Origin of the sequence: Mesorhizobium sp. 2RAF45 (assembly GCF_052115225.1) — a bacterium.
Classification (GTDB): Bacteria; Pseudomonadota; Alphaproteobacteria; order Rhizobiales; family Rhizobiaceae; genus Mesorhizobium; species Mesorhizobium jarvisii.
Genome location: NZ_JBFRGG010000007.1, coordinates 219267 through 235723, shown reverse-complemented (window position 1 = coordinate 235723; position 16457 = coordinate 219267). Strand labels below are relative to the sequence as shown.

The following is a 16457-nucleotide window of genomic DNA, read 5'->3' as shown; positions in this document are numbered from 1 at the left end:
AATTTTCCGGAATTACTTCGCGGCGGCCACGGCGATGGCATCCGCCAGGCCTTTGGCACCGGCGCGGATGCGGTTGAGCGCTTCGTGGATCTCGGCGTCGGTGACGGTGAGCGGCGGCAGCAGGCGAATGACGTTGTCGCCGGCCGGAACCGCCAGCAAATGCTGGTCGCGCAGTGCCATGTTCACCTTGTTGTTGGGCATGGCGCATTTGAGGCCAAGCATGAGGCCGGTGCCGCGGATGTCTTCGATGACATCGGGAAACTCGTCGGCGATCGCCGCCAGACCTTGCTTCATCAGCAATGCCTTGCGCTGGACGTCTTCGAGGAAGCCGTCTTCGAGCACCACGTCGAGCACGGCATTGCCGACGGCCATGGCCAACGGATTGCCGCCAAATGTGGTGCCGTGCACGCCAGCCGTCATGCCGACAGCTGCTTCGTCGGTTGCAAGGCAAGCGCCCATCGGGAAGCCGCCGCCAATGCCTTTGGCGATCGCCATGATGTCGGGCGCAACACCTGACCATTCATGCGCGAACAGCTTTCCGGTGCGGCCAATGCCGCATTGGACCTCGTCATAAATCAACAACAGGCCGTGCTGGTCGCAAAGCTGCCGCAGCCGCTTCAGGGACTGCGTCGGGACCGGGCGGATGCCGCCCTCGCCCTGCACCGGTTCGATCAGGATCGCGGCGGTTTCCGGCGTGATCGCCTTCTCGGCGGCATCGATGTCGTCGAAGCCGACCTGGTCGAAGCCTTCGACCTTGGGGCCGAAGCCTTCAAGGTATTTGTACTGGCCGCCGGCCGCGATGGTCGCCAGCGTGCGGCCATGGAAGGCGCCTTCGAAGGTGATGACGCGGAAGCGCTCGGGATGCCCCTTGACGAAATGGTAGCGCCGCGCCGTCTTGATCGCGCATTCCAGCGCCTCGGCGCCGGAGTTGGTGAAGAACACCTTGTCGGCGAATGTGGCATCGGCCAGGCGCTCGCCAAGCCGGCTCTGCGCGGGAATCTCGTAGAGATTGGAGACGTGCCACAACTTCGCCGCCTGCTCGGTCAGCGCCGCGACCAGATGCGGATGGCTGTGGCCGAGCGAATTGACCGCGATGCCGCCGGCGAAATCGAGATATCGCTCGCCCTTGTCGGTAACCAGCCAGGTGCCTTCCCCGTGGTCGAAAGCCAGGGGAGCGCGAGCAAAGGTCTCGTAAAGCGCCGAACCGCTCATTATATGCGTCTCCGGTACCGGAAAATCAAAAAAGCCGCCAAAGCGGCGGCGTTGTGCGGCTTATCGTGTTTTTCGGCCATGAAGTCAACGAAAACGTCGCGTAGTGGCACGCGGCAAGCCCCCTGACGAGACGCCGGCTCACAAGCGACCGGGCAAGTTGGGGAAAACCGAAAAAACCGATTCGTGTTGCACTTGGGACTCTTGTCACCGAGTCTGCGCATAAGGTAATTGTAGTCGAGAAATAACTAGATTTCGTGCGGCGGACCTAATCACCAGGTATATGTGGTGTCTGCCCCAGCAGTGGTGCTGGGTCGGGAAAGGATTCTGATTGCCGCACGCTTAGCAGGAGCGCGGTCTCATGAACTGGACTGACGAGCGGGTCGAACTTCTCAGAAAATTGTGGTCGGAGGGTCTGAGCGCAAGCCAGATTGCTGCCCAGCTTGGAGGGGTGAGCCGAAATGCCGTCATCGGCAAGGTGCACCGTCTGAAGCTGTCGGGCCGCGGCCGCGCAACGGCGACGCCGGCACGCCAGAAGAAGACGACACAGGGCTCGACCGTTCAGAAATCGGTGGCGCGCGCCGCGAGCACGGCTCGCCACGTCACGACATCGATCGGCGCGACCGCCCTTCAGACGCAATTCGACGCCGAGCCGGTGGCGCGGCACTATATCCGCCCGGTCGAGAATGTCGTGGTACCGATCTCACGGCATCTGCAGCTCGTCGAGCTGACCGAGCGGACCTGCAAATGGCCGAACGGCGATCCGCTGTCGGAGGACTTCAACTTCTGCGGCAACGAGGCCGCCGAAACGGGGCCCTACTGCAAATATCATGCTCGCGTGGCGTTCCAGCCGGCGGCGGAGCGGCGGCGGAATCGATAGGTAGGGAATAGGCAGTGGGGATTGGGCAGTAGGACAATACTGCCTGTATGCCTTGGGCGGCGCTCGCGAGGCGCTTCTTAGCCTACTGCCTACTGCCTACCCTCACAGCCAGCCATTCTTGCGAAACCGCCAGTAGAGAAACGCGCAGATCGTCGCGATGGTGGCCAGCACGATCGGGTAGCCATACTCCATCTTCAGTTCCGGCATGTCGGTGAAGTTCATGCCATAGATGCCGGCGAATGCCGTCGGCACCGCCAGTATGGCCGCCCATGAGGCGAGTTTCTTGGAAATCGCGGTTTCCTGGCTCTGACCGACCAGCAGGCTCGCCTCGAAGGCGAAGGCCAGCACCTCGCGCAGGCTGTCGATCTTTTCCTGGACGGTGCGGATGTGGTCGGTCACGTCGCGAAACAGCGGGTGCATGGCTGAATGGATCTGCGGCAGGTCGGCGCTGGTCAGGCGGCGGCAGACCTCCACCAGCGGAAGTGCCGCATTGCGCAGGCGCAGCAGATCGCGGCGCAGCATGTAGAGTCGCTCGATATCAGGACCGGTCATCGGCTTCAAAAGCACCCGGTCCTCGATCACCTCGACCTCGTCCTCTATCTGCTCGAGCACCGGCATGTAGTTGTCGACGATGAAATCGAGAATGGCGTAGAGGACGAAATCCTCGCCCTTGGCCAGCGAATGCGGACAGCTTTCCCAGTGCTGACGCACGGCGGCGTAGGAGGTCGACGGGCCGTGCCTGACGCTGACGATGTAGCCCGAGCCGACGAACAGATGCGTCTCGCCGAAAGTCACCCGTCCTTCGATCAATTGCGCGGTGCGGGCGACGATGAACAGCGCATCGCCATATTGCTCGATCTTCGGCCGCTGGTGCGGATGCTCGGCATCCTCGATCGCCAGCTCGTGCAGATGGAACTGCGCCTGGACACGCAACAAAAGCTCGCGATCCGGTTCGAGCAGCCCGATCCAGACGACATGTCCCGATTTCTTGGCCCATTCGCCGGCTTCCTCGATCGGAATGTCGGCGATGCGCCGCCCGGCCGTGTAGACACTGGAGGCGATGATGCCTGATGTCGGCGCCGCGGGCTTGAACTCTCGGACATATTCCATCGCGGCCTCCTGAAGCAGGCCCCTTATAAAGGCCTGAGAAGCTTAACGCCGGGATAGTTTAGCGCAATATGATCTGGCGTTCGAGAGGATGAACGTTCATTTCGCCGGAAGCGGCGCCGAAAGGCTGATCTTGTCGGTCTTGTCGCCTTTCGGCCGCTCGGCCGGCATCTGGTCGCCGGTGACGATGTAATAGATGGTCTCGGCGATGTTGGTGGCATGATCGCCGATGCGCTCGATGTTCTTGGCGCAGAACAGAAGATGCGTGCAGGGCGTGATGTTGCGCGGATCTTCCATCATGTAGGTCAGCAATTCGCGAAACAGCGACGTGTACATGGCATCGATCTGATCGTCACGGTCGCGCACGAAGCTGATCTTGTCGACTGAGCGCGATGCGTAGACGTCGAGAACTTCCTTGAGCTGGGTCAGCGCCAAATTGGCCAGGGCCTCCAGGCCGCGAAACAGGCTGGTCGGCTGGCGGCCGTCGGTGACGGCGACCACCCGCTTGGCCACGTTCTTGCCGAGGTCGCCGACCCGTTCGAGGTCGGCCGAAATGCGGATGGCGCCGACGATCTCGCGCAGGTCCGTCGCCATCGGCTGGCGCTTGGCGATGATGATGATCGCCTTGTCGTCGATCTCGCGCTGCCCCTCATCCAGGACTGCATCGTCGTTGATGACCTTCTGGGCCAGCCCCGGATCGGCATTGACGAGAGCGGCGACCGCCTGTTCGACCATGCGCTCGGCATGACCGCCCATCGCCGCAATGCGCTTCGACAGATATTTCAGCTCCTCGTCAAAGGCGCTCATTATGTGCACGGACTGCATGGATGAAATGCCTTCCCACGGGTTCTTGAGTCGTTTCCTCGAATCCCCGCTGATACGCTAGCCGAATGACAGAAAAAAGAAACGGTTCCAGGGGAAACTAGGGCACTATCCGTGCGTCGGCAAATGAACCGAGAAGGCGGCGCCCTTACCGACCTCGGATTTGATCGTCAGCCTGGCATTGTGGCGCGTCAGGATGTGCTTGACGATGGACAGGCCAAGGCCGGTGCCTTTCTGGGTCCGGCTGGTCTCGACATCGATGCGATAGAAGCGCTCGGTGATGCGCGGAATGTGCTCCTCGGGAATGCCGGGACCGAAATCCCGGATGGTGACGTCGATGCCGGGTTCGGAACCGTCATCGGCGTGCGCGATCGACACCACCACACGGCCGCCGGACTGGCCGTATTTGCAGGCGTTTTCCAGAAGATTCTCGAAAACCTGGAACAACTCGTCGCGATCGCCCGGCACATTGAGGGGTCCCTTGGCGAAATCGCGCTCGATGACGACGCTGTTTTCGTGGGCAAGCGGGGCCAGCGAATCGATGACACTGTCGACGGTCTGGCGCAGGTCGACCTCTGTTCCGGGCTTCAGATAGGGCTTCATCTCCAGCCGGGACAGCGACAGCAGGTCATCGATCAGGCGCGCCATGCGGCCGGTCTGGTTCTGCATGATCTGCAGGAACTGCTCGCGTGCCGCCGGGTCGTTGCGGGCCGGTCCGCGCAATGTTTCGATGAAACCGGCGATCGAGGCCAGCGGGGTGCGCAATTCGTGGCTGGCATTGGCGATGAAATCGGCGCGCATGCGGTCGATCCTGCGCGTTTCGCTCTGGTCCTTGAACACCAGCACATAGAGGTCGGTGCCGTGCCCGACCGAGGACGCGCTGACCCGGTAGGCCCGTTCGACCGGCAGCTTCTCGGTATAGTCGACGACATCGGAGGCGATCGTGCCCGACAGCACGCTGTCGAGCAGCGTCTGCATTTCCGGCGCCCGGAATTTCAGCGGCAGCGACAGGCCCGGTGCGATGCCGCCAAAAGCGGCAAAGGCGGCGGCGTTGGCATGGACGATGGCGGCCGAGCGGTCGAAGATGATCAGCGGATCGGCGACGGCGGCCGCCAGATATTCGCCCGACAGGCGCTGCAGGCCGATCGCCTCGATCGCGGTGGCATTCTCGCCGGAATGGCGCAGGCCGGTGGCCGGCAACAGCGCGGCAGCCAGCAGCAGAAGCAGCGCCGGCACCAGCACATAGGCAGAGATCCCCGCGAAGGCAAAAGCGACTAGGATACCGATAACGCCAGCGACGAGCAGCCAGCGACTGTTCCACAGCCGGATGGCCATGGCTTGCGCCACACTTGCCTGCTCTGCGCTTTGCTCAGCCATCCCCGGGTCCTATAGCCCTCTCGGGCGCTGTCCGGCCGTATGGCAACTTCCTGCTAGACCGGCATGGAGGCTCCCAATAGCATGAGTCCGTAAGCTGGAAAGGGTTCGTCTCGATGAAAAAGGCCAAGGAAAATCCCGCAACGCCGACGTCAGGTCCGCTGAAGATCAGGATCGGGGGCAAGGAGCGGGAGTTCGACATCGAGAATCCCGAGCTCCCGGACTGGGTCGAGGACCACAAGCTGACCGCGGGCGGCTACCCCTACGACAAGAAGATGAACAGCGACGACTATAACGAGACGCTCGAGAAATTGCAGATCGAGCTGGTGAAGGCGCAGGCATGGCTGCAGGCGACCGGCAAGCGGGTGATGGCGCTGTTCGAGGGCCGCGACGCCGCCGGCAAGGGCGGCACGATCTTCGTGGTGCACCAGTATCTCAACCCGCGCACGGCGCGCAACGTGGCGCTGACCAAGCCGACCCCGCCCGAGCTGGGACAATGGTACTACCAGCGTTATGTCGACCATTTCCCGACGTCGGGCGAATTCGTCACCTTCGACCGCTCCTGGTACAACCGCGCCGGCGTCGAGCCGGTGATGGGCTTCTGCACGCCCGAACAGCACGAAAAGTTTCTCGACGAGACGCCGCATTTCGAACGGATGATCGTCAACGACGACATCCATTTCTTCAAATTCTGGCTGAACATCGGTCGGGAAACGCAGCTCGAGCGTTTTCACGATCGCCGCTACAGCCCGCTGAAGAGCTGGAAGTTCTCGCCGATCGATGTCGCCGGCATCACCAAATGGGACGATTATACCAAGGCGCGCGACACCATGTTCGAGCGCACCCACAAGGCGTTCGCGCCATGGATTATCGTGCGGGCCAATGACAAGCGCCGCGCGCGGCTGGCGGTGATGCGGCGCATCCTGTTGTCGGTACCCTATGAGGGGCGTGATCTCGATATCATCGGCAAGGAAGACAAGAAGATCATCGGCGAAGGGCCGTCATTCCTAGGCAAGGAAGGCTAGGCCTTCTCGCGCCGCGCGGCCACCAGGCAGCGCGGCGCGTGGTTCTTGACGTCGTTGCTCAGGCCGCGAGCCGGGCGATCCGCTGCAGGCGCCGCAGCGTGGTGTCGTCCTGCAACGCCTGCTGGAACAGCGATATCTCCTGGTCGATGCGGTCGCACAGCGCGCCGGTATTGCCCTTGAGCAGGCCGCGGGTCTGCAGCAGGGCGGCAACCGGCTTCTTGGCGAGCTGCCTGGCGCGGCCGAGTGTCGCCTCCTCCACGCCGTCATGCACGATCTCGGCGACGAGGCCGAGTGCCCTGGCGTCCTCGGCGTGGAGCGTGTCGCCGAGGCAGAAGAAGCGGAAGGCGCCGGCATAGCCGAGCTTCTGCGGCGCCAGGATGCTGGTCGCCGCATCCGGCACAAGGCCGAAATCGACGAACGGCACCCTGAACGTGCTTTCATTCGAGGCGATCACCATGTCGCAGTGGAACAGGATGGTGCAGCCGACACCGACGGCATCGCCGTCGACGCAAGCGAGGATGGGCTTGGGGAATGTCGCCAGCGTGCGGAACATGTCGGTGACGGCGGCGATCAGCTTCTGGTGCTTGGTGGCGTCGAGGAATTCTGAAAAGTCGCCGCCGAGGCAGAAGCAGCCTGCCAGGCCACGCAGCACGACAACACGGACCTCGTCATTGTCGGCGGCTTCATGGAACGTCTTGGCAAGGCTTTCATAGGCCCTCCTGTCCAGCACCGGCCGGCCATCATTCGACGACACGGTGACGATCAGCGTGTGGTTGCGCAGTTCCGGTTGCGGGTGCGGGTTCATGGCGGTCTCCGACCTCATGACGCCCTCCTTTGGCCGAACATGTCGGGATATCCCCGGGCCAGGACGGGAGCGTGGTGGTTGCGGCGCGAACGCACAACGTCCAGCGTGTGCTCATTGAAGGAGAGCAGGGTCGCCACGACCTGCTGATTGCCGTAGGTGCGCTGATAGCCCAGCGGCGTCGCCAGGAAATGCAGCTGCAAGGCGCGCAGCACCCACATCGGCTCGAACTCGATGATCACCTTGTCGACACCGCGCTTCAGCCCCCACTCGACGAAGCCGGCGATCAATTCGGTACCAACGGTCGAGACGCCGCGACGGCCATCGCGAAAGCCGGGAGCCACCGCATAGCGGGTCAATTCCCAGATGTCGGGGCCCGATGGCGGCGTTCCTTCGGAAAGGTCGGTCAAGACCTCGGTCAGCAGATGGGGCCGCGTGGTCGGCAACATCCGCTGATAGCCCGCGACTTCGTTGCCTCTGATGACGATCTGATGCACCGCCTCGTCATGGTCGAACTGGTCGACCTCGAATCCGTCCGGGCGCCGCAGGTCCTCCCACCCCATTTCCTCGACAAATATCTGGTAGCGCAGGCGATGGACGGCCTCCCAAAGGTCGGGACGTTCCATCAATTCTTGAGTTGTAAGACAAAAAAGCATGCCGTCGTCTCCTGGGTTTAAGAGGAAGATACGGCCGTGCTTCAACGAGAAAATTGCGTGATCACGTAGGCAAGAAATTCCAGGTCGGCACGGCCGACCTAGCTAATGTAGCCGCGCCTTATCGCTTCGGCGACCGCCTGGACCCGGTTGACGGCACCGAGTTTGCTTTTGGCGTTAAGAAGATGTTTCTCCGACGTGTGTTCGGAGATGCCGAGGATTTGCGAAATCTCCCATTCCGACTTGCCGACGGCGGCCCATTGCAGGCATTCGCGCTCGCGCGGGGTCAGTTCGATATGGTCGATGGTACTGGTCGCCATGGTGTGGATTTGCATGGCGCGGCCGACGGCATACGTCGAGACCAGCGACACAAGGCCGAACTCGGCACCCGACAGCTGCACGGCCTCGCCACCCAGCGACACCATGACGATCTGGCCATCGAGTGTGATCAGCGGGAAGGCCAGCCCGTCGCGCAACTTGAAGGCGCCGGCATCGCCCATCACCTCATCGCTGCTCTTGTCGAAGCTAATGCCCTGGGCGGCTTCGCGCCACTGGAACGGCGCCTGCAGCTGCTTCATGTGGCTGACCACGGGATCGTGGTCGACATAGTTGCGCGCCACGTAGCGCTCCAGCCATTCGACGGGCCAGTCGCAAAGCAGCACATGTTGCTTCTGCTGCCCGCTCGGCGTGCCTGGCTGCGGAACGGTTCCCGCCATCAGCGCGGTCAGACCGAAATCCGATGTAATGCCTAGCAATTTCTCGCAAACCGCCGCCGCCGTTCCGGCGTGTTGCAGTTGGTCTATGTATTCCAGCGTACGATCAAATTGACCCATCGCAACATCAACCCCATGTTGCCTCATGCATTGAGATCAATGGTCCATGCGTTGTCTGCATTTCGCCACCGACCACGGATTGCAACACGCACATTCTCGGTTGTGGTTCTCGACCCTAATTCCCCAACCAGGGCAGCCACCGCTGTTTGCAAACGTGCTAAAGCATAGCCTGAAATTGGCGCGTTGAAATCAAAAACCATTGTGCCTGTACCATTTTCGTACCAAAACCGGTGCGAACACGAGTGCGGCGGAGTTCTATCGTGGCGTTCCAATGGAGGTTCCTGGTCCTGGCGTCGCTGCTGATCGCCGCCCTGCCACTGGCTCCTGGGGCGCGCGCGGCCGAACCGCAGGTACCAGTGTTGTGGGACGCCAAGGAACGGTTGCCGAAGCCCGACCTTTCGGCACTGCCACGGCTGCGATTCCTGACGACCACGGATTTTCCGCCCTTCAATTTCCTCGATGGCGCGGGAAAGCTGTCCGGTTTCCATATCGACCTAGCGCGCGCCATCTGCGCCGAACTCGGCATTGCCGACAAATGCCAGATCCAGGCATTGCCCTGGGGTGAGCTTGAAGGGGCGCTCGAGAAAGGCGAAGGCGAAGCGATCATCGCCGGCATCGCCGCGACGCCGCAATCGCGCCAGACATACGCCTTCTCGCGCTCCTATCTGCAGTTTCCGGCGCGCTTCATCACGCCGAAGAACAAGGCGTTTGCCGAACCGGTCTTCGACAAGCTGCGCAGCAAGCGCGTCGGCGTTCTCGCCGGCTCGGCGCATGAGCGCATGCTGCGCGACTATTTCAACACGGTCCAAATCGTCTCCTTCGACGGACCGGAAGCCCTCTACGGCGATCTCAAGGCGGGCAAGATCGATGCCGCCTTCGGTGACGGCATGCGTTTCGCATTCTGGCTGGGCGGCTCGGATGCAGGCGGGTGCTGCCGTTTTGCCGGCGGTCCCTATCTGGCGCCCGAATATCTGGGCACGGGCATGGCTATCGCCACAAGGGCGGACAATCCGGCGCTGGCCGCCGCGATCGATTACGCGCTGCAGGAGATCTCGATGAAAGGCACCTTCGCCGAATTCTACCTGCGCTATTTTCCGGTCAGTTTTTTCTGATCCGGTCCCGGTCAGCTTTTTCTAGTGATGCTCAGGTCAGCGTGCGCAGCCGCGCCTTGGCCGCGCGGCCGATGGCGGCGACGGTCAGCGTGTCGAGATCGAGCTTGCGGCGGATCAACTGCAGCACGCGCACTTCCTCCATGCGCATTTCGAGATCGACGGCGGCCACTTCGAAGGCGGCGGCATACGCGGTGTCGCGCAGGCGCTCTGGCAGGGCTTCGGCAATTTGGGCCAGGACACCCTCGAGGCCATCCTTTTCATGCAGCAGCTTCTGGCAAGCCTGGGCGACGGGAACCAGGCGGTCCTGCTTGAAATCCTCGAACACCGGCCATGAGCGGACAACGTCGCCGATCCGGGCCAGTTCGACATCGGTCATGTCGCGGTCGGAGGCCGAGGTGATGACCATCAGGTAGATCAGGGCTTCATGCGGGGTCGGCGACGGCATTCTTTACTCCTTGAACGGGTTTCGAAGGTAGGAACGGGGGTCGAAGGTCGCAAGGAAAAAGCGCCCAACGCGTTGACGCTCCGGCCATGCGCGCCTAGAGGACCGGTTGAAAATCGACACTGCGACCATACCGGCGAACAATTTGGAAAACACGACCATGGCGGGATCAAACATAATCGATCTCAACCCCGAACTGCTGGCGGCAGCGGCCGAGAGCAAGGCATGGCCGTTCGAGGAAGCCAAGAAGATCATCGAGCGCTACAAAGGCAGCGACTTTCCCGAAACGATCCTGTTCGAGACCGGCTATGGCCCATCGGGCCTTCCGCATATCGGCACGTTCGGCGAGGTGGCGCGCACCTCGATGGTGCGCCATGCGTTCCGCGTGCTCACGCAAGACAGGGTCGCCACCAAGCTGCTGTGCTTCTCCGACGATATGGATGGGATGCGCAAGATACCCGACAACGTGCCGGATCGCGCGGCACTCGAGCCGCATCTGCACAAGCCGCTGTCTTCGGTCCCCAATCCGTTCGGCGGCGACTATGCGAGCTTCGCCGACCACAACAATGCGATGCTCTGCCGCTTCCTCGACACGTTCGGCTTCGACTACGAATTCGCCAGCGCGACGCAGTACTACAAGTCAGGCCGTTTCGACGCGATGCTGCTGCGCGCCGCCGAACGCTACGACAAGATCATGGCGGTGATGCTGCCGACGCTCGGGCCGGAGCGGCAGGCGACCTACAGCCCGTTCCTGCCGATTTCCCCAAAGAGCGGCCGCGTGCTTTACGTGCCGATGAAGCATGTCGACGCCAAGGCCGGCACCATCACCTTCGACGACGAAGGCACCGAGACCACGCTTTCGATCACCGGCGGCCGGGTGAAGCTGCAGTGGAAGCCGGATTTCGGCATGCGCTGGGCAGCGCTTGGCGTCGATTTCGAGATGTTCGGCAAGGACCACCAGACCAACGCGGTGGTCTATGACCGCATCTGCAACATTCTGGGCGGGCGCGCGCCGGAGCATTTCGTCTACGAGCTGTTTCTCGACGAAAACGGCCAGAAGATCTCGAAGTCGAAGGGCAACGGCCTGACGATCGACGAGTGGCTGACCTATGCGCCGACCGAAAGTCTCGGGCTCTACATGTACCAGCGGCCGCGGCAGGCCAAGAAGCTCTATTTCGACGTCATTCCGAGGGCGGTGGACGAGTATTACACCTTCCTGGGCGCCTACCCCAGGCAGGACTGGAAGGAGCGGCTGGGCAATCCTGTCTGGCACATGCATGACGGCAACCCGCCAGCAATCGACATGCCGGTGCCGTTCTCGCTGCTGCTCAACCTGGTCAGCGCCTCCAATGCGCAGAACAAGGACGTGCTGTGGGGCTTCATCTCGCGCCATACGCAGGGCGTGACGCCAAAGACGCATCCCGAGCTCGACCAATTGGTCGGCCACGCGATCCGCTATTTCGACGATTTCGTGCGGCCGACGAAGACCTTCCGTGCGGCCGACGAGGTTGAGCGCGAGGCGCTTGAGGCCCTGGACGGGGCACTTGGTGCATTGCCGGCGGATGCCGGCGGCGAAGCGATCCAGAACGCTTCGCTCAACGTGGCGCGCAAGATCGAGCGCTATCAGGATCATTCCAAGCAGAGCCCGGAGGGTGGCCCGGGCGTTTCGGGCGCCTTTTTCCAGATGATCTATCAGGTGCTTATCGGCCAGGAACGCGGCCCGCGCTTCGGCTCGTTCGCCGCGCTCTACGGCGTCGCCGAGACCCGCGCGCTCATTCAGCAGGCGCTGGCTGGTCAGCTGGCTTGAGGGCGCCGTCGACCTCTTCCAGGATCGAACCCGGCGCCTGAGGCGCCGGGGCTGGCGCGGGCGGCACCGCCGAGACGCCGGCCAGGTTCGGCGCCGATCCGAAAATGCCCTTCTTTGCGCTTTGCGCCTTTTCACCGGCCTCGACATAGGGTCCGCCCTTGGCGGCACGCGCCCAGCCATTGTCGACCAGCCATTGGCCGACGTCCTGCTTGCCGATCCGGCATTCCGCCGCGATGCGGTCGCGTCCGCCTTCGGGCGGCACCGTGCAGACCACGGCGCGGCCGCGCAGGAAGGAGCGGAACGCCGTGCGCGCACGGATACCGCACGGCCATGACTTGCCGTCGGTGGTGCAGGTCTCGTCCTGCCCGACGACATCGATGCCGGAGATCGCGACCGAATAGCCTTTCGCCTCGATCAGGCCGGCGGCGGTCGCGACCGGCTGGAACAGCTTCGTGCCATTCCAGTCATCGGGCATCTTCGGCTTGGGCGGCATGGCCAGCGCCAGCTTGCTCAGAGGCTCGCGCGGCTCGACCCGCTCGAGTTCCCCGGTGGGCAGTTCCGGCGGCGCGACGACATCCGGATCGATCGCCCGCGAACGCGCCGCCGGCTTTGGCGGCGGCGGAGCGGCGGGCGCGGGAATGGCTGAGGTGGCTGGTTCGTCAGACCCGGCATCGGTGCCGGCCTGAGAGATCGTGTCCACGCCGGGATCGATCTGATCCACCGCGCCGGTGCTTTGGCTTCCTTTCAGCGTGCGGCCGCCGGCGACAACCAGGGCCGCCATCACCGGGACCATCAGAACCGCCAGAATGAGATGAGGAAACCGCACCAGCCCGACCTACTGGCTTGCCCAGACAATCCGCGCCACCCATTCGACCTCGCGCATGGGAATGTCGCGGTCGGGATGATCGGGATTGAGTGAGACCAGCGCGATCGACTTGACGGTCTGGCGCTCGAGTACCTTGGCCATCACCTCGCCCGATGTGGTCTTGACGACGACGCGATCGCCCTTGCGGGTGATAGCGCCCGGCTCGACGATGAGGACGTCGCCATTGCGATAGAGCGGCAGCATGGAATCGCCCTGCACCTGCAGCGCATAGGAGCTCTCGGTCGATTGCGCCGGCAGTTCGACCAGATCCCAGCCCTGCCCGGCCGGAAAGCCGGCATCGTCGAAGAAGCCGCCGGCGCCGGCCTGGGCAAAGCCGAGCAGCGGCACGGAACGCCTGTGGGCGGGCGCGGCGGCCATGCGGCCTTCGATCAGCCCGGTGAATTCGTCGAGCGAGGCACCCGTCGCCTCGATGATCTTGGCCAGTGATTCGGTCGAGGGCCAGCGCGGCCGGCCATCCGAGGACAGACGTTTCGACTTGTTGAAGGCGGTCGAATCGAGGCCCGCGCGCCTTGCCAGACCTGACGCCGAAAGCGAATAGCGCTCGGCAAGAGCATCGATGGCGGCCCAAACGCGGTCGTGCGAGAGCATGTCGTGCTCTCCTTCCAGACAGGAAAAAATGCCTCTCCTGTCTAACTCGCAACCGCCGGCATGTCCACCGCGCAGGCGACGGATCACGAACAAAACTGTGCCGCAACGACAGTGCCGCACACTCTCCGGACGCGGCTTCAGGCGGGTCCTTTGGCCTGGCGGCGCAGGGCTTGGTGAGATTCGATGAACAGCCGCTCCGCCTCGGTCGGCGGACGCGGGTTCACCGAGCGACCAAGCGCGGCGACGACCTCGTCGATATCGAGAAAGCGGCGCGCCTTGCGATCGTAGACGCCTGCGGTCGTCAGGATCAAGGCAGCCGTCTCGCCATTGTCGAAGACGAAACGGTGCTTGCCGATGACTTGGCTGCCTTCCCAGGTTTCGATGGAAGACACCACTTCGAAGCGGCGCCACAGCCTGATCTCGCGTGCGTAGACCGCCTGCAGCCCGCCCATCATAGGCGCCCAGCCATTCTTGCGCGCCAGCGTGATCAGGCCGGCACGGACGAACAGGTCGATCCGGCCGAGATCGGCCAGCATCATGTAGCGCGCATTGTTGAGGTGGACGTTGAAATCGATGTCGGTCGGCAGGCAGCGAAAGGCCAGGCGGCTTTCACCGCCCATCATATAGGGGCCACGGCTTCGCGCCGTGGCCAGCATGCGCGCCATGCGCGCCCAGACATACATGACCTGCCGTCAGGCGGCCTGTTTCACGTCGCCCTTGGCGTAGGGATCGAAGCGCTGGTAGAAGGTTTCGCCCTTTTCGGCCATGTCGAGTAGCAGCTTGGGCGCCTTGAACTCGGCGCCGTATTTCTTCTGCAATCCCTTGGCGATCTTGACGAATTCCTTGGCGCCGATGCCGTCGATATAGGACAGCGCGCCGCCTGTGTAGGGCGCGAAGCCGAAGGCCAGGATCGAGCCGACATCGGCCTCGCGCGGATCGGTGACGATGCCTTCCTCCATCACCCGCGCCGCTTCCAGCGCGATGGTGACCAGCAGCCGCTGCTGCAACTCCTCGTAATCGACCTTCTCGGGCGAAAGCTGCGGATAGAGGTCCTTCAGTCCCGGCCACAGCTTCTTCTTGGCGGGTTTGGCGGGATAGTCATAAAAACCCTTGCCGTTCTTGCGGCCGAAGCGGCCATGGTCGTCGACCATGGTGTTGATCAGCGCCATCTGCTTGGGATCGACGGCCTTGTCGCCGAGATCCCTGATGGTCTGCTTCATGATCTTCTGGGCGAGGTCGATCGCCGTCTCGTCGGTCAGCGCCAGGGGACCGACCGGCATGCCGGCGGCCTTCGCCGCATTCTCGATCATCGGCGCGGGCACGCCCTCGATCAGCATCTTGTAGGCTTCCGACATGTAGCGCAGCACGCAGCGGTTGACGTAGAAGCCGCGCGTGTCGTTGACGACGATCGGCGTCTTCTTGATGGCGCGGACGAAATCGATCGCGGTCGCCAGCGCCTTGTCGCCGGTCTTCTTGCCCAAAATGATCTCGACCAGCATCATCTTGTCGACCGGCGAGAAGAAGTGGATGCCGACGAAATTCTTCGGCCGGGCCGAATTCTTCGCCAGCGACGTGATCGGAATGGTCGAGGTGTTCGATGCGAAGATCGCGGACGACTTCAGCGCGGCTTCCGCCTGTTCGGTGGCTGCCTTCTTGACGGCCGAATCCTCGAACACCGCCTCGACCACCAAGTCGCAGCCGGCAAGATCGGCATAGTCGGCTGTCGGCGTGATGAGCGACAGGAGCTTGTCCTTCTCCTCCGGCTTGGCGCGGCCCTTCTTGACCTGATCCGAGACCAGGCTGTCTGAATGCGCCTTGCCCTTTTCGGCCGACTCCATGTCGCGGTCGAGCAGCACCACCGGGATGCCGGCCTTGGCCGTGACATAGGCGATACCGGCGCCCATGAAGCCGGCGCCGAGAATGCCGATCTTCTTGAATTTGGTTTCCGGCACGCCGGCCGGGCGGCGGGCGCCCTTGTTCAGTTCCTGCAGCGAGACAAACAGCGAGCGGATCATCGCCGCCGCTTCCCTGGTCTGCATGATCTCGGTGAAATAGCGCTGTTCGATCCTGAGCGCGGTGTCGAACGGCACCAGCAGGCCCTCATAGACGCATTTCAGGATAGCGGCGGCGGCCGGATAATTGCCATAGGTCTCGCGACGCAGGATGGCGATAGCCGGCGGCCAGAGATTGAAGCCGGCCGGCGAATAGATCTGACCGCCAGGCAGCTTGAAACCCTTCTCGTCCCAAGGCTGGACGGCTTTCAGTCCGTTCCTGATCATGGCCTTTGCCGTCTCGACCAGCTTGGCCGGCTCGGCGATCTCATGGATCAGGCCCATGGCCTTCGCCTTCTGCGGCGACAGATTCTGGCCGGAGGTCAGCATCTGCAGCGCCTGCTGCTGATCGGTCAGCCGCGGCACGCGCTGGGTGCCGCCGGCGCCGGGGAAGATGCCGACCTTGACTTCCGGCAAGGCCATCTTGACCTTGTCTGAATCAGCGGCGACGCGACCGTGGCAGGCCAGCGACAATTCGAAGGCGCCACCCATGCAGGTGCCGTTGATCGCCGATACCCAGGGTTTGCCTGATGTTTCGAGCTTGCGCCACAGGCCGCCCATACGGCCGGCATTGTCGAACAGCAGCTTTGCCGCCTTCTGCGGGTCCTTGGTCTTTTCCCTGGCGAACACGGCAAGCATCTTCTGCAGCATGGTGAGATCAGCGCCGCCGGAGAAGCTGTCCTTGCCCGAGGTGATCACCGCACCCTTGATGCCGGCGTCGGCCACCACCTGGTCGATGATCTTGTCGAGTTCGCCCATCACCTCCTCGGTGAACACGTTCATCGAGCGATCCGGCATGTTCCAGGTGACGAGCGCAATGCCGTCGGCGTCGGTGTCGAGGGTGAAATTGATGTAGCTCATTGTTC

Annotated in this window: 16 protein-coding genes; 4 read left to right on the top strand and 12 right to left on the bottom strand. The window is 62.9% G+C overall.

What is annotated here, in order from left to right; all coding sequences use genetic code 11:
* Positions 1 to 12: 12 nt before the first annotated feature.
* Entirely contained in the window at positions 13 to 1212 is a 1200-nt protein-coding gene (locus tag AB4Z43_RS20440) for an aspartate aminotransferase family protein (RefSeq protein ID WP_064984660.1), read from the bottom strand.
* Positions 1213 to 1570: 358 nt separating this feature from the next.
* Here AB4Z43_RS20440 and AB4Z43_RS20435 point away from each other — a divergent pair, with 358 nt between their 5' ends.
* Positions 1571 to 2089 carry a GcrA family cell cycle regulator gene (locus AB4Z43_RS20435; RefSeq protein ID WP_019863137.1) on the top strand — a complete coding sequence of 173 codons (519 nt, stop codon included), beginning with the start codon at positions 1571 to 1573 and terminating at the stop codon, positions 2087 to 2089.
* Between the two features lie 102 nt (positions 2090 to 2191).
* Here the strand turns inward: AB4Z43_RS20435 and AB4Z43_RS20430 are convergent, their stop codons facing one another.
* From AB4Z43_RS20430 to AB4Z43_RS20420, 3 genes are all read right to left on the bottom strand, one after another.
* Positions 2192 to 3199 (bottom strand): magnesium and cobalt transport protein CorA, encoded by a 1008-nt coding sequence (locus AB4Z43_RS20430; RefSeq protein WP_010913391.1) that lies wholly within the window; start codon positions 3197 to 3199, stop codon positions 2192 to 2194.
* Positions 3200 to 3295: 96 nt separating this feature from the next.
* A complete protein-coding gene (gene phoU / locus AB4Z43_RS20425) occupies positions 3296 to 4021 on the bottom strand; it encodes a phosphate signaling complex protein PhoU (RefSeq protein ID WP_019863136.1) in 726 nt (241 codons plus the stop codon).
* Between the two features lie 105 nt (positions 4022 to 4126).
* A complete protein-coding gene (locus AB4Z43_RS20420) occupies positions 4127 to 5395 on the bottom strand; it encodes an ATP-binding protein (RefSeq protein ID WP_019863135.1) in 1269 nt (422 codons plus the stop codon).
* Positions 5396 to 5508: 113 nt separating this feature from the next.
* On the opposite strand from AB4Z43_RS20420, the gene ppk2 reads away from it, so the two are divergent.
* Positions 5509 to 6417 carry a polyphosphate kinase 2 gene (gene ppk2 / locus AB4Z43_RS20415; RefSeq protein ID WP_019863134.1) on the top strand — a complete coding sequence of 303 codons (909 nt, stop codon included), beginning with the start codon at positions 5509 to 5511 and terminating at the stop codon, positions 6415 to 6417.
* A gap of 58 nt (positions 6418 to 6475) precedes the next feature.
* On the opposite strand, the gene AB4Z43_RS20410 is transcribed toward ppk2, so the two are convergent.
* The 3 genes from AB4Z43_RS20410 to AB4Z43_RS20400 form a co-directional block, all read right to left on the bottom strand.
* Positions 6476 to 7240, bottom strand: coding sequence for an enoyl-CoA hydratase-related protein (locus AB4Z43_RS20410; protein ID WP_038644448.1), 765 nt, complete (start codon positions 7238 to 7240; stop codon positions 6476 to 6478).
* Positions 7237 to 7875 carry an acyl-homoserine-lactone synthase gene (locus AB4Z43_RS20405; protein ID WP_019863132.1) on the bottom strand — a complete coding sequence of 213 codons (639 nt, stop codon included), beginning with the start codon at positions 7873 to 7875 and terminating at the stop codon, positions 7237 to 7239. Before AB4Z43_RS20405 ends, AB4Z43_RS20410 begins: the two co-directional genes overlap by 4 nt.
* Positions 7876 to 7973: 98 nt before the next feature.
* A complete protein-coding gene (locus AB4Z43_RS20400; RefSeq protein ID WP_019863131.1) occupies positions 7974 to 8705 on the bottom strand; it encodes a helix-turn-helix transcriptional regulator in 732 nt (243 codons plus the stop codon).
* Positions 8706 to 9004: 299 nt separating this feature from the next.
* Here AB4Z43_RS20400 and AB4Z43_RS20395 point away from each other — a divergent pair, with 299 nt between their 5' ends.
* Positions 9005 to 9817, top strand: a complete 813-nt coding sequence (locus tag AB4Z43_RS20395) for a transporter substrate-binding domain-containing protein (RefSeq protein WP_276315163.1) — start codon at positions 9005 to 9007, stop codon at positions 9815 to 9817.
* Positions 9818 to 9848: 31 nt separating this feature from the next.
* On the opposite strand, the gene AB4Z43_RS20390 is transcribed toward AB4Z43_RS20395, so the two are convergent.
* Positions 9849 to 10262 carry a tellurite resistance TerB family protein gene (locus AB4Z43_RS20390; RefSeq protein WP_038644445.1) on the bottom strand — a complete coding sequence of 138 codons (414 nt, stop codon included), beginning with the start codon at positions 10260 to 10262 and terminating at the stop codon, positions 9849 to 9851.
* A 157-nt stretch (positions 10263 to 10419) separates the two neighbouring features.
* Between AB4Z43_RS20390 and AB4Z43_RS20385 the strand changes: the two genes are divergently transcribed.
* A complete protein-coding gene (locus AB4Z43_RS20385; protein WP_038652069.1) occupies positions 10420 to 12066 on the top strand; it encodes a lysine--tRNA ligase in 1647 nt (548 codons plus the stop codon).
* On the opposite strand, the gene AB4Z43_RS20380 is transcribed toward AB4Z43_RS20385, so the two are convergent.
* The 4 genes from AB4Z43_RS20380 to AB4Z43_RS20365 all read right to left on the bottom strand — a co-directional run bounded on the left by AB4Z43_RS20380 (position 12032) and on the right by AB4Z43_RS20365 (position 16452).
* Complete coding sequence (locus AB4Z43_RS20380; protein WP_441938813.1) at positions 12032 to 12892, bottom strand: thermonuclease family protein; 861 nt, start codon at positions 12890 to 12892, stop codon at positions 12032 to 12034. The genes AB4Z43_RS20385 and AB4Z43_RS20380 overlap by 35 nt on opposite strands.
* A 9-nt stretch (positions 12893 to 12901) precedes the next feature.
* The gene (locus tag AB4Z43_RS20375) at positions 12902 to 13540 is read right to left on the bottom strand and encodes a S24 family peptidase (protein WP_019863126.1); all 639 of its coding nucleotides are present in this window, start codon (positions 13538 to 13540) and stop codon (positions 12902 to 12904) included.
* 137 nt (positions 13541 to 13677) lie between these two features.
* Positions 13678 to 14223 carry a thioesterase family protein gene (locus tag AB4Z43_RS20370; protein WP_038644439.1) on the bottom strand — a complete coding sequence of 182 codons (546 nt, stop codon included), beginning with the start codon at positions 14221 to 14223 and terminating at the stop codon, positions 13678 to 13680.
* Between the two features lie 9 nt (positions 14224 to 14232).
* Positions 14233 to 16452, bottom strand: a complete 2220-nt coding sequence (locus tag AB4Z43_RS20365) for a 3-hydroxyacyl-CoA dehydrogenase NAD-binding domain-containing protein (RefSeq protein WP_019863124.1) — start codon at positions 16450 to 16452, stop codon at positions 14233 to 14235.
* Between the last annotated feature and the right edge of the window lie 5 nt (positions 16453 to 16457).